This window comes from Deltaproteobacteria bacterium (assembly GCA_015233135.1).
In the GTDB taxonomy this organism is placed as follows: Bacteria; UBA10199; UBA10199; order JADFYH01; family JADFYH01; genus JADFYH01.
Genome location: JADFYH010000001.1, coordinates 144,024 through 162,140 on the forward strand (window position 1 = coordinate 144,024; position 18,117 = coordinate 162,140).

At 46.2% G+C, this 18,117-nt stretch carries 10 protein-coding genes; 9 read left to right on the forward strand and 1 reads right to left on the reverse strand.

Going from position 1 to position 18,117, the window contains the following annotated elements:
* Nucleotides 1-83: 83 nt before the first annotated feature.
* The 9 genes from HQM15_00735 to uvrA all read left to right on the forward strand — a co-directional run bounded on the left by HQM15_00735 (nucleotide 84) and on the right by uvrA (nucleotide 10,941).
* Nucleotides 84-1,028 carry a peptidyl-prolyl cis-trans isomerase gene (locus HQM15_00735; GenBank protein ID MBF0491292.1) on the forward strand — a complete coding sequence of 315 codons (945 nt, stop codon included), beginning with the start codon at nucleotides 84-86 and terminating at the stop codon, nucleotides 1,026-1,028.
* Nucleotides 998-2,032, forward strand: a complete 1,035-nt coding sequence (locus tag HQM15_00740; GenBank protein ID MBF0491293.1) for a SurA N-terminal domain-containing protein — start codon at nucleotides 998-1,000, stop codon at nucleotides 2,030-2,032. The genes HQM15_00735 and HQM15_00740 overlap by 31 nt, the downstream gene beginning before the upstream one ends.
* Nucleotides 2,029-2,919, forward strand: coding sequence for a 4-hydroxythreonine-4-phosphate dehydrogenase PdxA (gene pdxA / locus HQM15_00745; GenBank protein MBF0491294.1), 891 nt, complete (start codon nucleotides 2,029-2,031; stop codon nucleotides 2,917-2,919). The genes HQM15_00740 and pdxA overlap by 4 nt, the downstream gene beginning before the upstream one ends.
* Nucleotides 2,920-2,981: 62 nt before the next feature.
* Complete coding sequence (locus HQM15_00750; GenBank protein ID MBF0491295.1) at nucleotides 2,982-4,109, forward strand: ATP-binding protein; 1,128 nt, start codon at nucleotides 2,982-2,984, stop codon at nucleotides 4,107-4,109.
* 140 nt (nucleotides 4,110-4,249) lie between these two features.
* Complete coding sequence (locus HQM15_00755) at nucleotides 4,250-4,438, forward strand: hypothetical protein (GenBank protein ID MBF0491296.1); 189 nt, start codon at nucleotides 4,250-4,252, stop codon at nucleotides 4,436-4,438.
* Nucleotides 4,419-4,868, forward strand: coding sequence for a putative toxin-antitoxin system toxin component, PIN family (locus HQM15_00760; protein ID MBF0491297.1), 450 nt, complete (start codon nucleotides 4,419-4,421; stop codon nucleotides 4,866-4,868). The genes HQM15_00755 and HQM15_00760 overlap by 20 nt, the downstream gene beginning before the upstream one ends.
* Nucleotides 4,869-4,953: 85 nt before the next feature.
* A complete protein-coding gene (locus HQM15_00765; GenBank protein ID MBF0491298.1) occupies nucleotides 4,954-6,180 on the forward strand; it encodes an ATP-binding protein in 1,227 nt (408 codons plus the stop codon).
* A gap of 148 nt (nucleotides 6,181-6,328) precedes the next feature.
* Nucleotides 6,329-7,747, forward strand: a complete 1,419-nt coding sequence (locus tag HQM15_00770) for a phosphoglucomutase/phosphomannomutase family protein (GenBank protein MBF0491299.1) — start codon at nucleotides 6,329-6,331, stop codon at nucleotides 7,745-7,747.
* A 167-nt stretch (nucleotides 7,748-7,914) separates the two neighbouring features.
* On the forward strand, nucleotides 7,915-10,941 hold the full coding sequence (uvrA, locus tag HQM15_00775) for an excinuclease ABC subunit UvrA (protein MBF0491300.1): 3,027 nt from the start codon (nucleotides 7,915-7,917) through the stop codon (nucleotides 10,939-10,941).
* 64 nt (nucleotides 10,942-11,005) lie between these two features.
* Here the strand turns inward: uvrA and HQM15_00780 are convergent, their stop codons facing one another.
* Nucleotides 11,006-17,941, reverse strand: coding sequence for a hypothetical protein (locus HQM15_00780; protein MBF0491301.1), 6,936 nt, complete (start codon nucleotides 17,939-17,941; stop codon nucleotides 11,006-11,008).
* Between the last annotated feature and the right edge of the window lie 176 nt (nucleotides 17,942-18,117).

Below are 18,117 nucleotides of genomic sequence, written 5' to 3' on the forward strand. Positions count from 1 at the left end.
TGAATCCTCCCTCACTTTGTCAAGTTGTTTAGGGCCCTTACCTTTAACCTTGCACTTTTAAGTTGATTTGCTAAACGCCGCGCATGTGGCAGCGCCATTTTTGGAAAACATTTTTCATTTTTATTTTTTTTTCTTTCTGTCATTGTGGCGAACCGCAAAACCAGAGCAGCCTTGCGGAGGTGGCCAACAAAAAAATTAGCGTAGGGGAGTTCAAGGCCGCGCTGAGCCGCGAAAAAGAAAATCAAGACCCTGAAATCGTTCATCAAGAAAAACAGTTTGGCGAACTGAAGAAAAAAATCCTGGAAGATCTCATCCAAAAAAAAATTTTGGAAAATGAAGCGGAGCTTAAAAGAATAAGTATTTCCGAAGCTGAATTGGAAGAAGAAATCAAGCAGTACAAGTCCCGCTATTCCGAAAAGGCATTTCTGAAAGTTTTAGAGCAACGCAATATCAATTATGAAGATTGGAAAGAATTGAAACGCAGCAATTTACTCATTAACAAATGGGTAGAAACGTTTCTGGCTCCCCAAATCAAAATTTCTGAAGAACAAATCCAGTCTTATTACGAGACCCATTTAAAGGAATTTACCCAGGGGGCTGCGGTGAAAGTCCGACAGATCCTGAGCGACAACGAAAGCAGCGCCAAAGAAATACAGGCCCGTATTCAGAAGGGCGAAAACTTTGCCAAACTTGCCAAAGAACTTTCTCTGGCTCCAGAACGTGAGAACGGGGGCGAATTACCCTGGATGAGCAAAGGAAGTTTCCCCAGGGAGTTTGAGATCTGTTTCGATTTAAAAGAAGGACAGGTTTCTGAGGTCATTCCCTCCCTTTATGGCTTTCATCTCTTTAAACTTCTTGCCAAAAGGCCGGAAGAAACGTTCAAACTGGAGCAGGTGAAAGATCAAATAGAGGCTTGGCTTAAAAAAGAAGCCCTTGAACAGCGGCTGCAAAGTTACTATCAACAAGTAAAACCGAATTACGTCATAAAGGTGCACTCATGGACTCTCAAAAGAATAAAAGTTTTTTAGAAGTGAGGAGTAAGGCGTTAGAAGTAAGGCGCTCCCTGTTCCGTATAAAACATCACGTCTTATACATCGTTCTCTTCTTCCTTACACCTTACACCTTACACCTTACACCTCTCCTCCCCTCCCTTCACGCCGAAATCATCGACAAAATCATTGCCACCGTAAACCAGGAGCCCATCACCCAGCTGGATTTGCAACGCGCCAAAGACAATCTGAACAAACAAATGAAAGAGGATAAAAAATCAGGCCCTGCCAGTGAGGAAGAGCTGAAAAATTTTGCCCTTAGTCGTTTGATTGACGAAACCTTACTCAATCAACAAATTGAAAAATCCCAAATTCTTGTGAGCGAGTCGGAATTGAAGCAGGCCATCGACTCGATCATGAAAAGAAACAAGATGAGCGACGAGGCCTTGAAAAAAGATTTAAGTAGCAAGGGGATTACTCTCGACCAATACAAAGAAGACATTCGAAAACAGATGAAACGCATGCGTTTCTTTAGCCAAACCATAGGCAGCAAAATCAAGGTGAGCGACGAAGAAGTAAATGCCTATTATAGCCAAAGTGCCGCAAAAATGGGGGGCGATCAAAAGGTGAAGCTCGCTCAGATTGTGCTGCCTTTTTCTTCGGAAGAAGACCTGAAAAAGGTCGAGAAAGAAGCCGTGTCTCTCTACGAAAAAGTGAAGTCGGGAAAGAATTTTGATCAGGCCATGAAGGAACATAGCGCCGCAGGCAGCGGAGATTTAGGAGAATTGCCTTACTCCGGTCTTTCCAGCGAACTTTCGAATGCGGTTTCAAAATTAGCCAAGGGCCAAGTGAGTGAACCCATCAAAACCAGCTCTGCCTTTTTGATTGTGAAACTGTTAGACAAACCCGACACCCAGCTTCAAGGCTCGGAGGAACTCAAGGCCAGCTTGAGAGACAAGATTTATGAATTCAAGATGCAGGAAGAAATTAAAAAATACATCGAAAAGCTGAAAAAAGACGCTTTTATTCAGATAAAATCATGAAAATCGGAATCACCCCCGGTGACCCCCGCGGCATCGGCGCAGAAATTATCGAGAAGGCCTTGGCAGATGAAAGTATTCGCTCGCTGGCGGAGTTTGTGGTGTATTCAAATCCCCCTCTCCCCAACCCTCTCCCGCAAGGGGCGAGGGAGTCAGACGTTCAAGCAGGACACACCGTCATTTCTTACCTCGACCACGCCGTCGCAGACGCGATGAGCGGAAAAATTGACGCCATCGTCACCGCCCCCATCACCAAAAAAAGTCTGGAGGCCGCAGGTTATCCTTGGCCCGGACACACCGAGTTTTTGGCGGAAAAATCGGGAGGCCACAAAGTCGTCATGATGATGGCGGCACCGAAACTCAAAGTCACTTTGGTGACGATTCACACGCCCTTGAAAGAAGTCCCCTTAAAAATCACCCAAGAAAAAATCAGCGACACCGTTCGCATCACCTTTGATTCCCTCAAAACCTATTGGGGCTTAGACCATCCCCGAGTCGCTGTTTGCGGACTCAATCCCCACGCGGGTGAGCAAGGCCTGCTGGGAAAAGAAGAAATTGAAATTATTGCCCCCACCTTAGAAAGATTAAGAAAAGAAGGCTACGAAGTGGAGGGTCCCTGCGTGCCCGATGCCGTTTTTCACGATGCCTATCTGGGAAAATATGACGCTGTAGTCTGCATGTATCACGACCAAGGTCTTATCCCTTTCAAGATGCTCTATTTTCAGGAAGGCGTAAATGTAACGTTAGGCTTACCGATTATCCGCACCTCCCCCGATCACGGCACGGCTTTTGATATTGCCGGCAAAGGTATTGCCGATGCGAGTAGCATGAAGGCAGCCATTCGCTTGGCGGTGGAGATGGTGGAGAAAAGAGCATCAAAAGAAGCATGACCATATTGCACTCCATTGCAAAATAGTCTTGACTAAAATGCAATTCGCTACAAAATGGTCTGATGGAAAGACCTTATAAAAAACTCATTCAAAAAGACCTCGAAAAAAAAATGGTTTTTCTCACCGGCCCCCGGCAGGTCGGAAAAACCACTTTAGCAAAATCTTTCTTCAAACTCTGGCCTTCGACTCAATATCTCAATTACGACAATGAAGACGAAAGAAAAATCATTGTTAAGAGAGAATGGGATCGAAAAGCTCCCCTCATTATCTTGGATGAAATCCATAAACGACCCAAATGGAAATCGCATCTCAAGGGGATTTACGACAGTGAAGGAATTCCTCCCAGAATTTTAGTGACAGGCTCTGCACGCCTGGACGTTTATCGCCGGGGTGGCGACTCTTTGGCAGGGCGTTATTTTTTACACAGGCTGCATCCTTTTTCTATTGGCGAACTTCGGGGGCAAGACAGCAATCAAAATCTGTTGGAAAAACTCATGAAATTGGGGGGATTTCCCGAGCCTTTTTTAGAAGCCTCCGAAGTAGAAGCCGCACGTTGGAAAAAGCAACATTTAGAAAGGATTATTCGGGAAGACGTGCAAGATCTGGAACCCGTTCGCGATATTCAAAAATTATTGTTATTGGTAGATGTCTTAAAAGAAAGAGTAGGGTCTTCCATTTCAATAGGAAATATTGCCCGTGATTTGGAAATCTCTCCCCACACCCTCAAACACTGGATTCAAACCCTAGAAAATATGTATGTGATTTTTTTGCTTCCCGCCTATCATCAAAATCTAGCGCGCGCGATTATTAAAGAACCGAAGATTTTTTTCTATGACACCGGAGCGGTTGTAAATGAAGTAGGTGCTCGCTTTGAAAATTTGGTAGCAGGACATCTAAAAAAATGGGTGGATTATTTGGAAGATGTAGAAGGCAAAAGTTTTAAACTTTATTTTTTGAGGGATAAAGAAAAACGCGAAGTGGATTTTGTGATTGGTTCCGGAAAACAAATCGAATATCTGATTGAGGCAAAATATGCGGATGATCAACTGAGTGCTTCATTAAAGTACTATCAAAATAAATTAAAACCCAAACAAACGCTTCAATTGGTAGGACAGATTCGAAGAAATAAAACAGTAGACGGGATATCGATTTACTCAGCAGCGGATTGGTTGGCAGAATTAAAGGTATAAAATCTCAATGGTACGTAGAAAACAAAGGCTGACCAATTTCCACCCACCTGGAAAATAGTCTTGACCATTTTCCAGTTGCACCTAAAACGCCTGGCTTTTTTATTTTCAATTCACCCCAAATATGCTTTAGATTGGCTCCTATGCGCTATAATCAAAAAAAAATAAGCCCAGAGGAATTTATCCTTTCTGCCTTAGATGATGAGGAAAGACTAAAGTCTGCCTTCAAAGTTGCCCAAGAAACATTCAAGAAAACTAAACTAAGCATTCAAGATATTGAGAAAGCTGTTAAAAAAGTTCGTGGAAGTTCGCATGCAAAAAGTAGTCGTTGATACTTGTGTTTTAATTTCTGGATTTGCCTACGGTGGAATCCCTGCCAAAGCAGTTGAGTTGGCTTTCTCCGACTTTCAAATTATTGTTTCCCCGAAACTTTTGAACGAATATAAAAAAGTTCCTCTGGAGTTGTACAAGAAAAACAAAATAAATTTTGAACAGCTTTCTAGCTTGGTCCGTGGCATAGCCAGTTTTGTCAAAAACTCAATTTTCGTTATCCCGAAAAAAACTCTTAAAATTTGTCGTGATCCTGCCGATGATATGCTTCTGGAATGCTGCCTGGAAGTGAGAGCACATTTTTTAGTAAGCAGTGATAAAGATTTACTTTCTATTAGTGGCGAAAAACTTGAAAACAAACTTCATCATTTACAAATTTTGAAGCCTGGAGATTTTTTAAGAAAATTTTCAAAAACAACCAAGCTTCACTGAACAAATAAACAATCCGAACCCGACCAATTTCCACCCACCTGGAAAATAGTCTTGACCATTTTCCAGGTGCACCTAAAATGGTCGAATGAATAAAAATCGTTTTGTGTGCAATTGGGCTCTCTCTCCCGGACATCTTAATGGACGCATGTCTTTTATTGCAGGACCACGCCAGGCGGGAAAAACAACTCTGATTGAAAATTTCCTCAGGCAGAAAAGCATCCAAGGCCATTACTACAATTGGGATTCTCCTCTTGTCAAAAAACGCTATGCCAAAGACCCCAGCTTTTTTACAGAAGATCTCTCTTTGAAAGAACGGGAATGGGTAGCCTTGGATGAAATTCACAAATATCCCAAATGGAAAAATATTTTAAAGGGTTATTACGATGAATGGAAAAACCAAGTTCAATTTGTCATCACTGGATCGGCGCGTTTAGATCTTTTCCGAAAGTCGGGTGACAGCCTGGTGGGAAGATATTTTTTATTTCGACTCTTTCCTTTGGGCCCTCGCGAGGTTTTGGGACAAACCCTAACCATTGAAAACGAATGGCAACCTTTGGAAAAAGATTTACTCCCTCGTTTCGAAAATCATGGGGGTATTTACGAAGCAGTACAGCAGCTCCTGGCTTGTTCCGGATTTCCTGAACCTTTTTTCAAGGGCCAATCCAAATTCTACAATTTGTGGAAAGAGAATCATCTCTCAATGATTCTTCAAGAAGACCTGAGAGACTTGAGTAAAATTACTTCCATTCAAAAAGTGGAACAGCTTCTTTATTTGTTAGAAGAAAGGGTGAGTTCACCTCTGAGTTTAAACTCCATCCGGCAATTACTCGAATGCGCTCATGATACGCTGAACCACTGGTTGCTTGCCTTGGAAAAAGTATACCTTACTTTCTCCATTCCCCCTTGGTCCGAGCGACTGAGCCGCAGTATTTTGAAAGAAAAAAAAGTGTATTTTTGGGATTGGAGCTTTAATGAAAACGTGGGTTCTAAATTTGAAAATTTTATTGCGGTTTCTCTCATGCGAACGATATCTGCGTGGAATGAACAGGGTTTAGGACCCTACTTTCTCTACTATGTTCGAACCAAAGATGGCCATGAGGTTGACTTCGCGATTGCCGACCGAAAAAAAATTCATTTATTAATTGAAGCAAAAAATTCGGATACTGCCCTCGATACCAACCTGCTTTATCTTCAAGAAAAATTAAAAGTGGAGACTGCTATCCAGGTAGTCAACCAAAAGGAAGTTTTTCAACATAAGAAACCTGGTGTTTTTATAATAGGAGTAGATCGCTTGATGGGATTGTTGCTTTAGAAACAGGCAAAGACCATCTTGCACGTCATCCTTAGCGAAGACATCCAGGGAAATATTTTTTTGAGGCATTTTTTTGTTCGATAAGATAATTGATTTGTATTTCGACCAAGAATAAGTGTGGCATGAAAATCAAAAAAGGACCTCAAACATGACCCCCATTAAATTCGGCACCGACGGCTGGAGAGCTGTCATTGGACGTGATTATACCTATGAAAATGTACGCAAGGTGATTCAGGCCTGGTGTGATATTCAGAGCAGGAAAGAGGGAAGAGGGAAGTGGGAAGTGGTACTGGGCTACGACCGCCGTTTTTCCTCCGACCTCTTTGCCCAAGAAGTGGCAGGCGTTTTAGCCGCCAATGGTTTTCACACTTTGATCTCCGAAACCTACTGCCCTACCCCTTGCGTATCCTGGATGACCAAAGAAGAAAAAGCCTTGGCGGGCATTGTCATCACCGCTTCGCATAATCCTTACCAATGGAATGGCGTAAAGTTTAAAGAAAGCTACGGCGGTTCGGCCTCGCCGGAATATTGTCAAAAAATTGAAGAGCAGATTGTGAAAAACGACGCCGCAAAACGCAGCGCTCTTTTTATGTCTTTTGAAGAAGCGGAAAAAAAAGTCTGGGTGAAGACCTTCAGCCCTCAGCGCTACATCGAGCATCTACGAACTTTAGTGGATATCCCTCGCATCAAAAAATCAAAACTTAAAATTGCGGTGGATTCTCTGTATGGCGCAGGCTCTGGCTTTGTCGCGGAAGTCTTGGGAGAAGAAATCACCGAAATCCGTTGTGACGCCAATCCGGGTTTTGGCGGCGTGAATCCGGAACCCATTGAAAAGAATTTAAAGGCCCTCCTCAAAACCATCGTCACCCAAAAATGTGACATTGGCCTGGCGACGGATGGCGATGCAGACCGCATTGGCGCAGTGGATGAAAAAGGAAATTTTATTGATTCGCACAAGATTTTTTCGCTCCTCCTACGCCATCTGGTGTTCGAACAAAATCGTCGCGGGGATGTAGTGACCACCGTTTCTACCACCCAAATGGTGGCCCGACTTTGCAAAAAATTTAATCTTCCCCTTCACGAAACTCCCATTGGATTCAAATACATCTGTCAGAAATTTTTGGAGTCGAAAACGCCTCTCATGGGCGGAGAGGAATCCGGCGGCCTGGGCATGGCGCATCACGTGTACGAGCGGGATGGAATCTTATCTGGCCTGCTTTTGCTGGACATACTGGCCCGGCATCAAAAACCCATCTCTCAGATTATTGAAGACCTGCAAAAAGAAGTAGGCCCGCTGCACTTTGTGCGGGAGGACCTGCATGTCCCCCAAGAACAAATTACGGCAATTAAGCAGAAGATGAATCAAGGCCCTCCCCAAAATTTATGCGGAGAAAAGATTGTAAAAAATAATTTCAAAGATGGTTTTAAATTTATTTTAGCGGATGATTCCTGGCTGCTGATCCGCCCCTCGGGAACCGAGCCCTTGCTGAGGGTCTACGCCGAGGCCCCTACTCTGGAAAAGGCACAGAAGATGATTGAAGAGGCGAAGAGGATGATTGAAATGTGACGTTTGCACTACGCTGTCATCTCGAACACAGTGAGAGATCCCGTGGATGCAATTGGAAAACCAACTAGATCTCTCGCTTTACTCGAGATGACAGCCGTTTTATCTTAATTACTCCTCAATATAAACACCCTCTTGTTTTTTTCCCATCGAATGTTTATCTCAAAAAAATGGAACCCCAGGAAATCATCGTCAAAGGTGCGCGCCAGCATAATCTAAAAAATATTGATGTCCACATCCCACGCAATAAACTCGTGGTGATTACCGGCTTGTCAGGCTCGGGAAAATCTTCTCTGGCCTTTGACACCATTTATGCCGAGGGCCAGCGTCGTTATGTCGAATCGCTTTCGTCTTATGCGCGTCAATTTTTGGAGCAGATGGGCAAACCGGATGTCGACACCATCGAAGGTTTATCGCCCGCGATTTCCATCGAACAAAAATCCACCAGCCGTAATCCCCGCTCCACCGTGGGGACGGTGACCGAAATTTACGACTATCTGCGCCTGCTCTTTGCTCGCGTCGGGCATCCCCACTGCTACCAATGCGGAAAATTGATTGCGGCTCAAACCGTTTCGCAGATGGTGGATCAAATCTTAAGACAGCCCGCTGGCACTAAACTGCATCTCCTGGCCCCCGTAATTCGCGACCGCAAAGGCGAGTACAGCAAAGAACTTCAAAAGTTTAAGACTGAAGGTTTTGTGCGCATGAAAATTGATGGCAAGACTTATAGCTTTGAAGAACTCCCCAAGCTGGACAAAAAGAAAAAACACAGCATCGATTTATTCATTGACCGCCTGGTGATGAAAGAAGGCATTCAAACGCGGCTGGCGGATTCGTTGGAGACGGCCTTGAAGTATGGGGAGGGATTGGTGAAGGTGGAGGTGGTGGGTGATTCGTCCCCTCACCCTAGCCCTCTCCCCCAAGGGGCGAGGGGAAATCGAATCCCCTCTCCCTCGAGGGGAGAGGGTAAGGGTGAGGGTGGAAACTTGGAACTCCTTTTCTCCTCCAACTTCGCCTGCATTGCATGTGGCGTCAGTTACTCTGAAATTGAACCCCGTCTTTTTTCTTTCAACAGCCCGCACGGGGCTTGTTCGGAATGTGCCGGCCTGGGGCACAAGATGTATTTTGACCCGGAGCTCGTGGTTCCCAATCCTCAGCTTTCCATCAATGAAGGAGCGATTGCGCCTTGGTATTCCAAAACCGGCAAAGGCAATTATTATGAGAATTATCTGGTGGCACTCTCCAAACATTACAAATTTTCTCTCAACAGCCCCTGGAATAAACTGCCCAAAAAAATTCAGGAGATCTTGCTGAATGGATCTGAGGAAAAAATCTCGATGGGTTATTACAGGGCCAGCTTTGAAGGGGTCTGCAACAACCTTTCGCGTCGTTACAAAGAAACCGAAAGCGATTGGATGCGCGAGGAATTGGAACGCTACATGAATTTTCAGGCCTGCCCCCTCTGCGCCGGAAGTCGTCTGAAAAAAGAGGCCCTGGCGGTAAAGGTGGCTGGAAAAAATATCTATGAAGTGACGCAGATGTCAGTGAAGGAGTGTTTGGAGTTTTTTGAGGGGCTTCAGAATAACTCTCCAAATTCTCTACCGCCCCCTGACCCCCTCCTTACAAAGGAGGGGGAAAAATCTTCGTCCCCTCTCCTTAGGAAGGAGAGGGTTAGGGTGAGGTCTGAATATTTGCTAAGCACTCAGGAGTTTGAAATCGCCTCCCGCATCCTCAAGGAAATCCGCGAGCGCCTGTCTTTTTTATCCAATGTGGGACTGGACTACCTCTCGCTGGATCGCACCAGTGGCACACTCTCCGGCGGCGAGGCCCAGCGCATTCGACTGGCCACGCAGATTGGCTCCAGTCTGGTGGGCGTGCTTTATATCCTGGATGAACCTTCGATTGGGCTTCACCAGCGCGACAATTCCAAACTTCTGGCCACCCTCAAGAGACTACGCGATCTCGGCAATACGGTGCTTGTCGTCGAACATGATGAAGAAACCATTTTGGAATCCGATCATGTGATTGACATGGGCCCGGGTGCTGGGGTGCATGGCGGTGAGATTATCGCGCAAGGCAGGCCCGAAGATATTTGTAAAAATCCAAATTCTCTCACCGGGCTTTTTATTTCGGGAAAAGAAAAAATTGCGCTGCCTGCTGTGCGCCGCAAGGCCAAAGGAAAAATTACCCTGAAAGGCTGTCGCGAGAATAACCTGAAAAATATCACTGTGGATCTCCCTTTGGGTGTTTTCACCTGCATCACCGGTGTTTCAGGATCCGGAAAATCCACTTTAATCAACGACACCTTCTACAAGGCGCTCGCCCAGCAACTGCATGGCACGCGCGAGACGGCGGGAAAGCACGATGAAATGATCGGGCTGGATCAGGTGGATAAGATTATCAATATTGATCAATCTCCCATCGGTCGCACGCCCCGATCGAACCCCGCTACCTACACCGGGCTTTTTACTCCTATTCGCGATTTGTTTGCCGCCCTGCCCGAGGCAAAAGTGAGAGGCTACAAGGCGGGACGTTTTTCGTTCAACGTAAAAGGGGGACGCTGCGAGGCCTGTGAGGGCGATGGCCTCATTAAAATTGAAATGCATTTTTTGCCCGATATTTATGTGCAGTGCGAAGAATGCAAAGGCCTGCGCTACAATCGCGAAACCCTGGAGATTAAATTCAAAGGGCATTCCATTGCCGACCTTCTCAAAATGAGTGTGGAAAAGGCCTTGGAGCTACTCGCCGCCATCCCCAGCGTTGCCTCAAAATTAAAGACACTGGTGGAGGTAGGGCTTTCCTACATCGAGTTGGGACAGGCAGCGACCACCCTATCGGGCGGAGAGGCCCAGCGCATCAAACTGGCCAAGGAACTCTCCAAACGCAGCACCGGCAAAACCCTGTATATTCTGGATGAACCGACGACTGGGCTCCATTTTGCCGACATCCAAAAATTGCTGGAAGTGTTGCATCGCTTTGTAGAAGGCGGAAACAGCGTGCTGGTGATCGAACACAATCTGGATGTCATCAAAACCGCCGATTGGATCATCGACCTGGGCCCCGAAGGTGGTAGTGGTGGTGGCGAAATTATTGGTCAGGGGACCCCAGAAGAGCTTGCGGCCCTGAAGCATTCGTATACGGGGCAATATTTGAAAAGATATTTGGGAGGAATGGATACAGCGAAAAAACGAGCTTGAGGGATCATACCTCACCCCGACCCTCTGATTAAAATACCTATCCAAAGAATGCTATCCTCGGGACTCATCCTCTGATTCCCAGCGAACTAATCCACGAAAAAGCGGCCGCCATATTAGTCCCTATTTCTTCACAGCGAGCCTGAATCTCTGAACGTTCTCCGCATTTCCAACATTCTATAATTCTATCAACGCCTCTTCGAATATTCGGATAATGAAGTAAATGTTTACTGGGGGAATATCTAAAAACTGCTTGTAGCAACTCCGCGAGCTGTGGGGGTAAATAAATGGGAAGCACCTTGGCATCGCTTCTTTTGCTTGAGGTCAAATTAGTAACAGCCTCTGCAATTGGTGCAGACGGGAAATGGGGTTTTTGATAAATCTGAGCCGGATCAAACCCATTGAGTAATTGTTCCAAATTTCCATCACTTTTTCGAATGGCCACATGCCAGGCCAAATTTGGATTCATTCTTAAGACACCATCCACAGTCAATGCCAGGCGTATCATGTAGCCACCCATTCTTGCAAAAGTATGAGCAGAACCTTCGCCTACCGCTTCGGGTGTGCTACTAAAAAACATGTCCACCATCGATAAATTACGAAATAAATCATAGAGCAAGACTCTTGTTTTAAGACCAATGCGGATAGAAGAAGCTTCTTCTTGCTGCAAAGACAGTGAAATAGCCTTCCCCATTTCTGCTATTTGGGAAGAGCTTTGTCTTACATGAAAATCTATAAATTCCTGAACGGCACCTTGTTTTTGAATATTGGGAACTCTTTGCAAAAGTGCATGAGCAAGTTGCCAAACCTTTAGTTCAGTCTCTCTTAAGCCGCGATAAACAAAATAGGGTTTTTGCGAAGCTCGAATGCGAACAGACAATTGAGTAAATGCATTTTCCGGAGGAGTTCCTTGATGAACTAAATCTCCCATCGCGTAGACGACCTCTTTGAGTTGCACTCCAAAATGTCTTTTTTCTTCGACTTCGAGTAAGAGCTCTAAAGCTTCAGCCCGATTTTTTCTTGTTAAATCAAGTAAGCTATCCCTCCCTAACACTAACCTCTCTTTTTCAAACCCAGCTTCCTGGGCAAGAACCAAGTCCTCTAATTGGTTTTGCACATGACCAGAGAGGATATCAGCGCTATCAACACGCATTGCAGCAGCAGCTACCGTCATCACCGCAGAAAAAACCCACTGCCAGCCTGAAAAAGAAGAGGCACTCATGTGAGATCCGGAAAGAACAGCAGCATGCGCCGAAGGCAAATTTAAAAAACTCGCCAGACCCAGGCTTAAGAGCACTGCAGTAACTTTACCTAAGCCCGGAAGAACAGCGAACAATTGCCTCTTTAAAGTCTCATAAGCCTGGCGCACCAGGTCTAGCGGATGTTGCAGGCCGTCTTCAATCAGCGTCGCAACATCATATTGCGTCGGAAGATAATGCAAATCTTCTAGCGGAGAAGTCGAAAATTCTGCCAGTTGCTCCAAGCTCAAACCAGTTTCTGTAGTTCGGCTTGCTCTCCTATTTGCTAAAGGTTTTTGAAGCATCAACACATGGTTTCCAAGGGGATAAGCCAAGCGCGTGGAGTGGGTATCCAAAGGAGCTTTGACATTTTCTGCAGCAAAAATTTTTCTAAAACGGCAGTGATGAACTAAATCTTCCCGGCAAATTTTAAAAGGATGGTATTGAAGAAAAACTCCTCCGGGTTTGAGCAAGCCACTAATTACCTGGGTGTCCATTTCTTGCGTGTCTGAGGCATACTGATATTCAATGCTCTCAAAGCTTTCTCGTCCCAGTTGAGAAAATAAGGTTGGATCACAAATGTCTGCGCAAATAGTTTCTACCTGAACTCCTTGGCTTGCGAGGGCCTCTATTCTCTCACGATAACCTTCATAATAATCTGCCAACTCTTCTCTGGGCTCTACCACCACCACATCATAACCTTGAGCCACGGCATGTTCCACCTGGGCCCATTCACGCCCTAGGCCCACCAAAAGCAGGCGGGGTCTTGATCCCGCCGGAGAAACAGGAAGAATTTTTCGCCTGAGTTCTTCTAAAGAAGACCGATCGACGTGATCATTTCTTAAATAAGATTTTGCTTCAGAAAAATCTCTTTCTATCCGCAACGGATGCCTTTCAAAAAATTGAGGGGAACTTGCCAACTGCCTGCAAACAAAATCAAAAAGAAACTCCAATTCATACTCTCTTTGTTGCCTCATCCGGCTCCAGTCGCGCTGATCTCCCTGCACTCCCATTTCATTCGCCAAGCGGGTAAGAGCCAATTCATGTACTTTTCCCTCCGCTGAAGACGCAGCAATGGCTGCCAGATAATAATTTAAATACAACAAAAGTTGAGACCGACTTTGAAAGGCAAAAAAGGTAGACCTTTGCTCGGTGACAGGACGAGTCTGTGTCAGATAGTCGGCAATATTTCCCATAACTTCATGCAACTTTATCCAATACTCTCTCTCCATTTCAAAAGCCTTATAAAGGGCATGTATGTCTGTGGCGCGGCTTCCCTCGCTTAAGATTTGATAATACACAAAATGCACAAAGGCCTCTCGATACAGGGCTAGTGCTTGTTCTGCGGCTTGTCTTAAAAGAGCCTCTCGTTCGGGATAGCGTTTGAGAATTGCTTGGAGCTCGGGGGCTGAGGAATCTCTCAATAAAGCTTCTCTTTCTGGATTCAGCAGAAATTCGATGTCATTTAAAACAGCGCTGGGCCCTTCACGGGTAGAAAGAGCCCCCTCATAAAGTCGGCCGTGCGCGGGATCTATAGTCACTGTCGCTCCTGTTTGAAGCGAACGAGCAGCCAAATTTATTTGTCTTCCTTTTATTTCAAATTTTGTCCCCTGAAGAGAAGGAAGATTTTGTCGATGCACATGCGCCATTAAATGAGACTGATCGGCATTGACCGCTAAAAGAACGGCGCCGGCTTGAAGGGCATTCACGACTTCATCGTGAGAATCCCCAGTAGAGGCTAAGTAAACCGCTCTTGCACCCGAAGCCTGAATTTCAGCAATCTCTTTTGCGCTTTGGGCAATTCGTCCTGTGTAAGGGGCTCCAATGCCCGGTCGTCCTTCATAAATAAGTGCCCGAGGGTCTGTGGGGATAACTACCTCATGGATGACGCGTGCCTCTTCGAGTGCAGGTCTCCCGCCCAGGCGTTCCAGGGCAAACTCTTGCGAGATTCTTTTTTCGCGTAGCTTTCGGGCATACCATCGAATGGCCTCTTCATGGTTGAGGTTGGCTCGGCGAATTTGGAGGTACCAGATATGCCCCGAAACAACGACAAACTCTACTTCTACCGGTTCACCGCGTTTTTGTTCAAAAGAAGCAATATCTTCTCGAAGTTGTCTTTCCGTCTCACCCGGTAAAGGATCGCTCTTTTGATTGAGAGAAGCAGCGACAATCGCTTCACCCGGTTTCTGACATCCATAAGTGACATCGATTTCATTTACTCCCGAACTGACCACCACTCCCGAACCGCTGTTTCTATCTCGCGCATAATCCAACATGGGAACCACCACCACCGCAGACCCCCACGAATCTGGGATTCCCTGCATACGGCGATATTCAAGCGCGTTTGCCGTTCTCCACGATTGATGCACCTTGGCACTGGCTTCAGCAATTTCTGCCGAAGAAACATCTAACTCCGTAGAAAGTATGCCGGGCATACTGATGCAGGCCCCGGAACGTACCGCAAAACGAAGTTCACCCGGGTGGATTTTTAATTCACGGGCAGCTTCCTGGCTAAGCCTTGACTGAGCTTGCGCCAAGGCGGCTTCTGTCTGAGGGACTGCCGTTCTATTTTGTGCAGGCAACACAAAAAAAGGTGCAGTATTTTGAGGACGATGTTTTCTTAACCAAGCCAGGCCTGCGGCTTTGCCTCCCGTGATTCGCCGGTCTTTGGGGAAATCTTCATCCCCCGGAAAATAAGGTCGATACTCTACTTCCGGCCAGGGGCTACTCAAAAGTTCCAACACTTGTTGGGCGACCTTGGGATCACCCGCCGCTGCAATTCCTGCCAAAGCATCGCTGTGCCGTCCCAATTGAAACACCGCCATCGCACGATATTGGGCAGCCACATAATCGGCTTGATCCTGTTCAGCGAGGCCTAAAGATTCTCCATAGCGCACTACCAAAGGACCTAAATTATCTTGATAAGAAGAACGTACTTTTCTAGCCATTTCTCGGGCGAGCACGGCCTGTCGTCGCAGCCTTTCTTCTCTTTTAAACGCGCTCAGCTCATTCCATTGAGCCTGCAAGGCATTCAACTCTCTTGCCACTGCCAGCCACCCCTCATTGCCATAACCACTACCATAAAGTGTTGCAATCAACAGCGCCATTCTTTGAGCCTGAGAGGCAGAAGGAACTTCTCCTTCTTGATAAGCGGCATGGGCAAAGGCAAAACGTTGGAGAGCTACGGACAATTGAGCTAAATAAAGGCATTCTTGGGGCGTGAGTAATTTGCGCTGATCTTCCCAAAATCTCCGTGTAGCAATGGCCAGCTGCGCCAATCTTTCTGGAGACACCTCCTCTGCCGTTGGAAATTGAATTCCCTCCCGAAGACTTCCCCCAAGGGTTCGGCGAAATAAGGCCAAATTAAAATTTCCCAAATAAATTTGTTGAGCAAGAGTTAAAGCTTCTTCAAGATGGGCAATCCCCTGTAAATTGGCTGTACTTTTTTCTCTTTCAAGAAACAGAACACCTCTAATTAATTCGATATTTTTTGGGCTGGGGAAATTATGAATTTGTTGTCTAAAATAATCTCCTTCTGGACTATTCATCTTGTTTTGAATTTGAATGGCAAGCCACCTCAAACGATTAATACTGGGCAAATCTGCACTGGGAAGAGACTGAGTCAATTCGCATAATTGAGCCAATGAAGGAGTGTGACAACCAAGTGCAGTTTTTATTTTTTTAATTTGTGCAGGGAGGGTACTTTCTATATCTCTTCGAGAACCTTCTCGATTTTGAGCAATAATAATAACAGTGAAAATTTCTTTTAAGGCAAGATATTCTAGTATTTCACTCGTTTCTATTTCGCTGTTTGGAGCAGCAACTCGATATTCCTTAAAAACAACACAAAAATTAGAAAAAACAAGACCTGCCTGGGAACGGGCAGCTACAGCCAAACGAGTTAGAAAATCATTTTTTTCATTGGATGTCCAGGCTACTTCCCCCAAAGCTTCATAAGCGGATGCAAAATTCGAGAGCACTTCTGCCAACTGTGAACGCTCTACCGAAACAAGGGTGTGGAAGTTTGCTTCTATTTGTTCCCCCGTAAGACCAGACCTATATAAAACTTCACAAAACGTAGGAAGTGCCCTCATCACGTCAAAAAAAATGTCCGCATTGGCAATTTCCTCAGATTCTGTACTGTGATAGGATTGAATCAGGTAACGTATATTATTTTTCCATCGGGCACTTAATTCCGCCGTATGAAAGGCCTCCCAGAGTTTGTCTCCATGCATTGCTCCCCTAAAAACCCCTCGACGAACCTGGATATCTCTTATTCGAGTGGCAAAATTTCTTAGGCCTTCATTCTCTTTTTCAAAGGGATCCAAAACACTTGATGTGCTTTCAGTAGAAGGAGTTGTAGATCCTACAAGAGGATCATCTCCAGTCTCTTCAGTCAGTTGGAAGTCAAATACCCAATTTCCAGCCACCGCCAGAGAGGTCACAATGGCAGACAGAATCCACTGCCCCCACGAAGCAGACGAAGAGCTGGAATGCAGCGTAGAAACTGTATTGGCCCACACATCGGAACCTGCCAGCAACTCTCCACCAAGAAGTGTCGCCATCCCTGCAGCGATGGATCCAAATGTATATGAGCGTGTGTTATTCCAGCGCAGGCTGGAATCCCGCTGTGCTCCACAGGATCCCGGATCGAGTCCGGGATGACAAATGGGGTTTTCATCCTCATTTGCCGGATTTTGACTTCGCAAATACTCCCTCAGAAGTGGATCACTCGCGAGGGCCCGATTCACCAAGGCCTCAGTTCTGTGTTCAATGTGATGCGTCACGGGATGCGCCAAATGTCCGGCGGCATCGCCTAAAATTTCTCCCAGGGCATTGGCGACCAGTCCATAGGCTAGTCCTTGGCTGGTGCTGGCAAAGCCTTGAGGTTCAAGACCTAGCAGCCTTTTCACTGGACTCCACCCGTTGCACAGATATTCGGCCCCCACATCCAGCCAAAACTTGCTGAGGCCCCAGGCGCCTCGGATCAGCAGCGAAGACTCTCTCGTCACTAGACCCATGCCTTCTAATCTTCCGGCCCCATAGGCCACAAAACTGCAGGCCACTGCGGCCGCAGCGGCTTCGCCCAATTCTCCGGCTATCTGCCTATTGCCTAAATCGCTTCCTTCGCCATACTGATGCAGCAGTTGCAGCCCGCTTTGAAACAGGGCATTGGCCACACCCGAGGCAATGCTCATCCCCAAATTTCCCCGCATTCCAAAATAGGCGGAGGCCAAACCACCCAGGCTTCCGGCAACGCTGGAGCCCAAGCTGATAAAGGCCCCCATGCGTTCGAAGGAGTTGCGACCTAGAATTCCGGTTCCACTTCTGAAGGTACTCTCCAGTTCATTGAATCCCGAAATCCTTTCATATTCCGCCAGTAAAGCGCTGGCTTCCCGTCCGTAGACCGGATGATCTTTAAGGCGATTCAACAGCTCACCCAGCAAGGCCATGCGCGATTGGCTTTGTTCGAAGCGGTTTTCCTGGTTGAGGGCAAACTGATCGTTTCGGTAAGATTCAAAAGACTCCCCAAACATCTGCTGCAGATAGCGAAAGGAGAGCTGCTTCCCCTGCCCTTCTTCCCGCAACAGACGCTGGGCCAGGCGCAAGGCATCCTGGGGGCGCTCCTGCAACAGGCGCTGCAAATCCGCCGCGTCACCCACTTCAGGCACCTCGGGCACATGCGGGATGGTGCGGTTGTAGGGTCTATCTCCTGCCCCCCAACCCTGTGAATTCGTGATGTTTGTGCGTACGTTATTTCCCATGCGAGAGGCTTATCGGCAGTTTGCGGAAAAGGTTGTGTGAAATTTTGTGTTTGGATGCATTTAATTACTGGGGGTAAAAAAGAGCAAAAAGTAAGGAAAGTTTAATTTTGCTTAGAGATAAAAAGAAGGCGAGGATTTCTTGGTTTGAAAAGGACAAGAAAGGAGCCTCGCCTATG

Bases quoted from the DNA above. Each gene is read 5' to 3' on its own strand.
- HQM15_00780 (MBF0491301.1), bottom strand. From the start codon at position 17,941: ATGGGAAATAACGTACGCACAAACATCACGAATTCACAGGGTTGGGGG.
- HQM15_00760 (MBF0491297.1), top strand. From the start codon at position 4,419: ATGCAAAAAGTAGTCGTTGATACTTGTGTTTTAATTTCTGGATTTGCC.
- HQM15_00750 (MBF0491295.1), top strand. From the start codon at position 2,982: ATGGAAAGACCTTATAAAAAACTCATTCAAAAAGACCTCGAAAAAAAA.
- HQM15_00740 (MBF0491293.1), top strand. From the start codon at position 998: ATGGACTCTCAAAAGAATAAAAGTTTTTTAGAAGTGAGGAGTAAGGCG.
- HQM15_00770 (MBF0491299.1), top strand. From the start codon at position 6,329: ATGACCCCCATTAAATTCGGCACCGACGGCTGGAGAGCTGTCATTGGA.
- pdxA (MBF0491294.1), top strand. From the start codon at position 2,029: ATGAAAATCGGAATCACCCCCGGTGACCCCCGCGGCATCGGCGCAGAA.
- HQM15_00735 (MBF0491292.1), top strand. From the start codon at position 84: ATGTGGCAGCGCCATTTTTGGAAAACATTTTTCATTTTTATTTTTTTT.
- HQM15_00755 (MBF0491296.1), top strand. From the start codon at position 4,250: ATGCGCTATAATCAAAAAAAAATAAGCCCAGAGGAATTTATCCTTTCT.
- uvrA (MBF0491300.1), top strand. From the start codon at position 7,915: ATGGAACCCCAGGAAATCATCGTCAAAGGTGCGCGCCAGCATAATCTA.
- HQM15_00765 (MBF0491298.1), top strand. From the start codon at position 4,954: ATGAATAAAAATCGTTTTGTGTGCAATTGGGCTCTCTCTCCCGGACAT.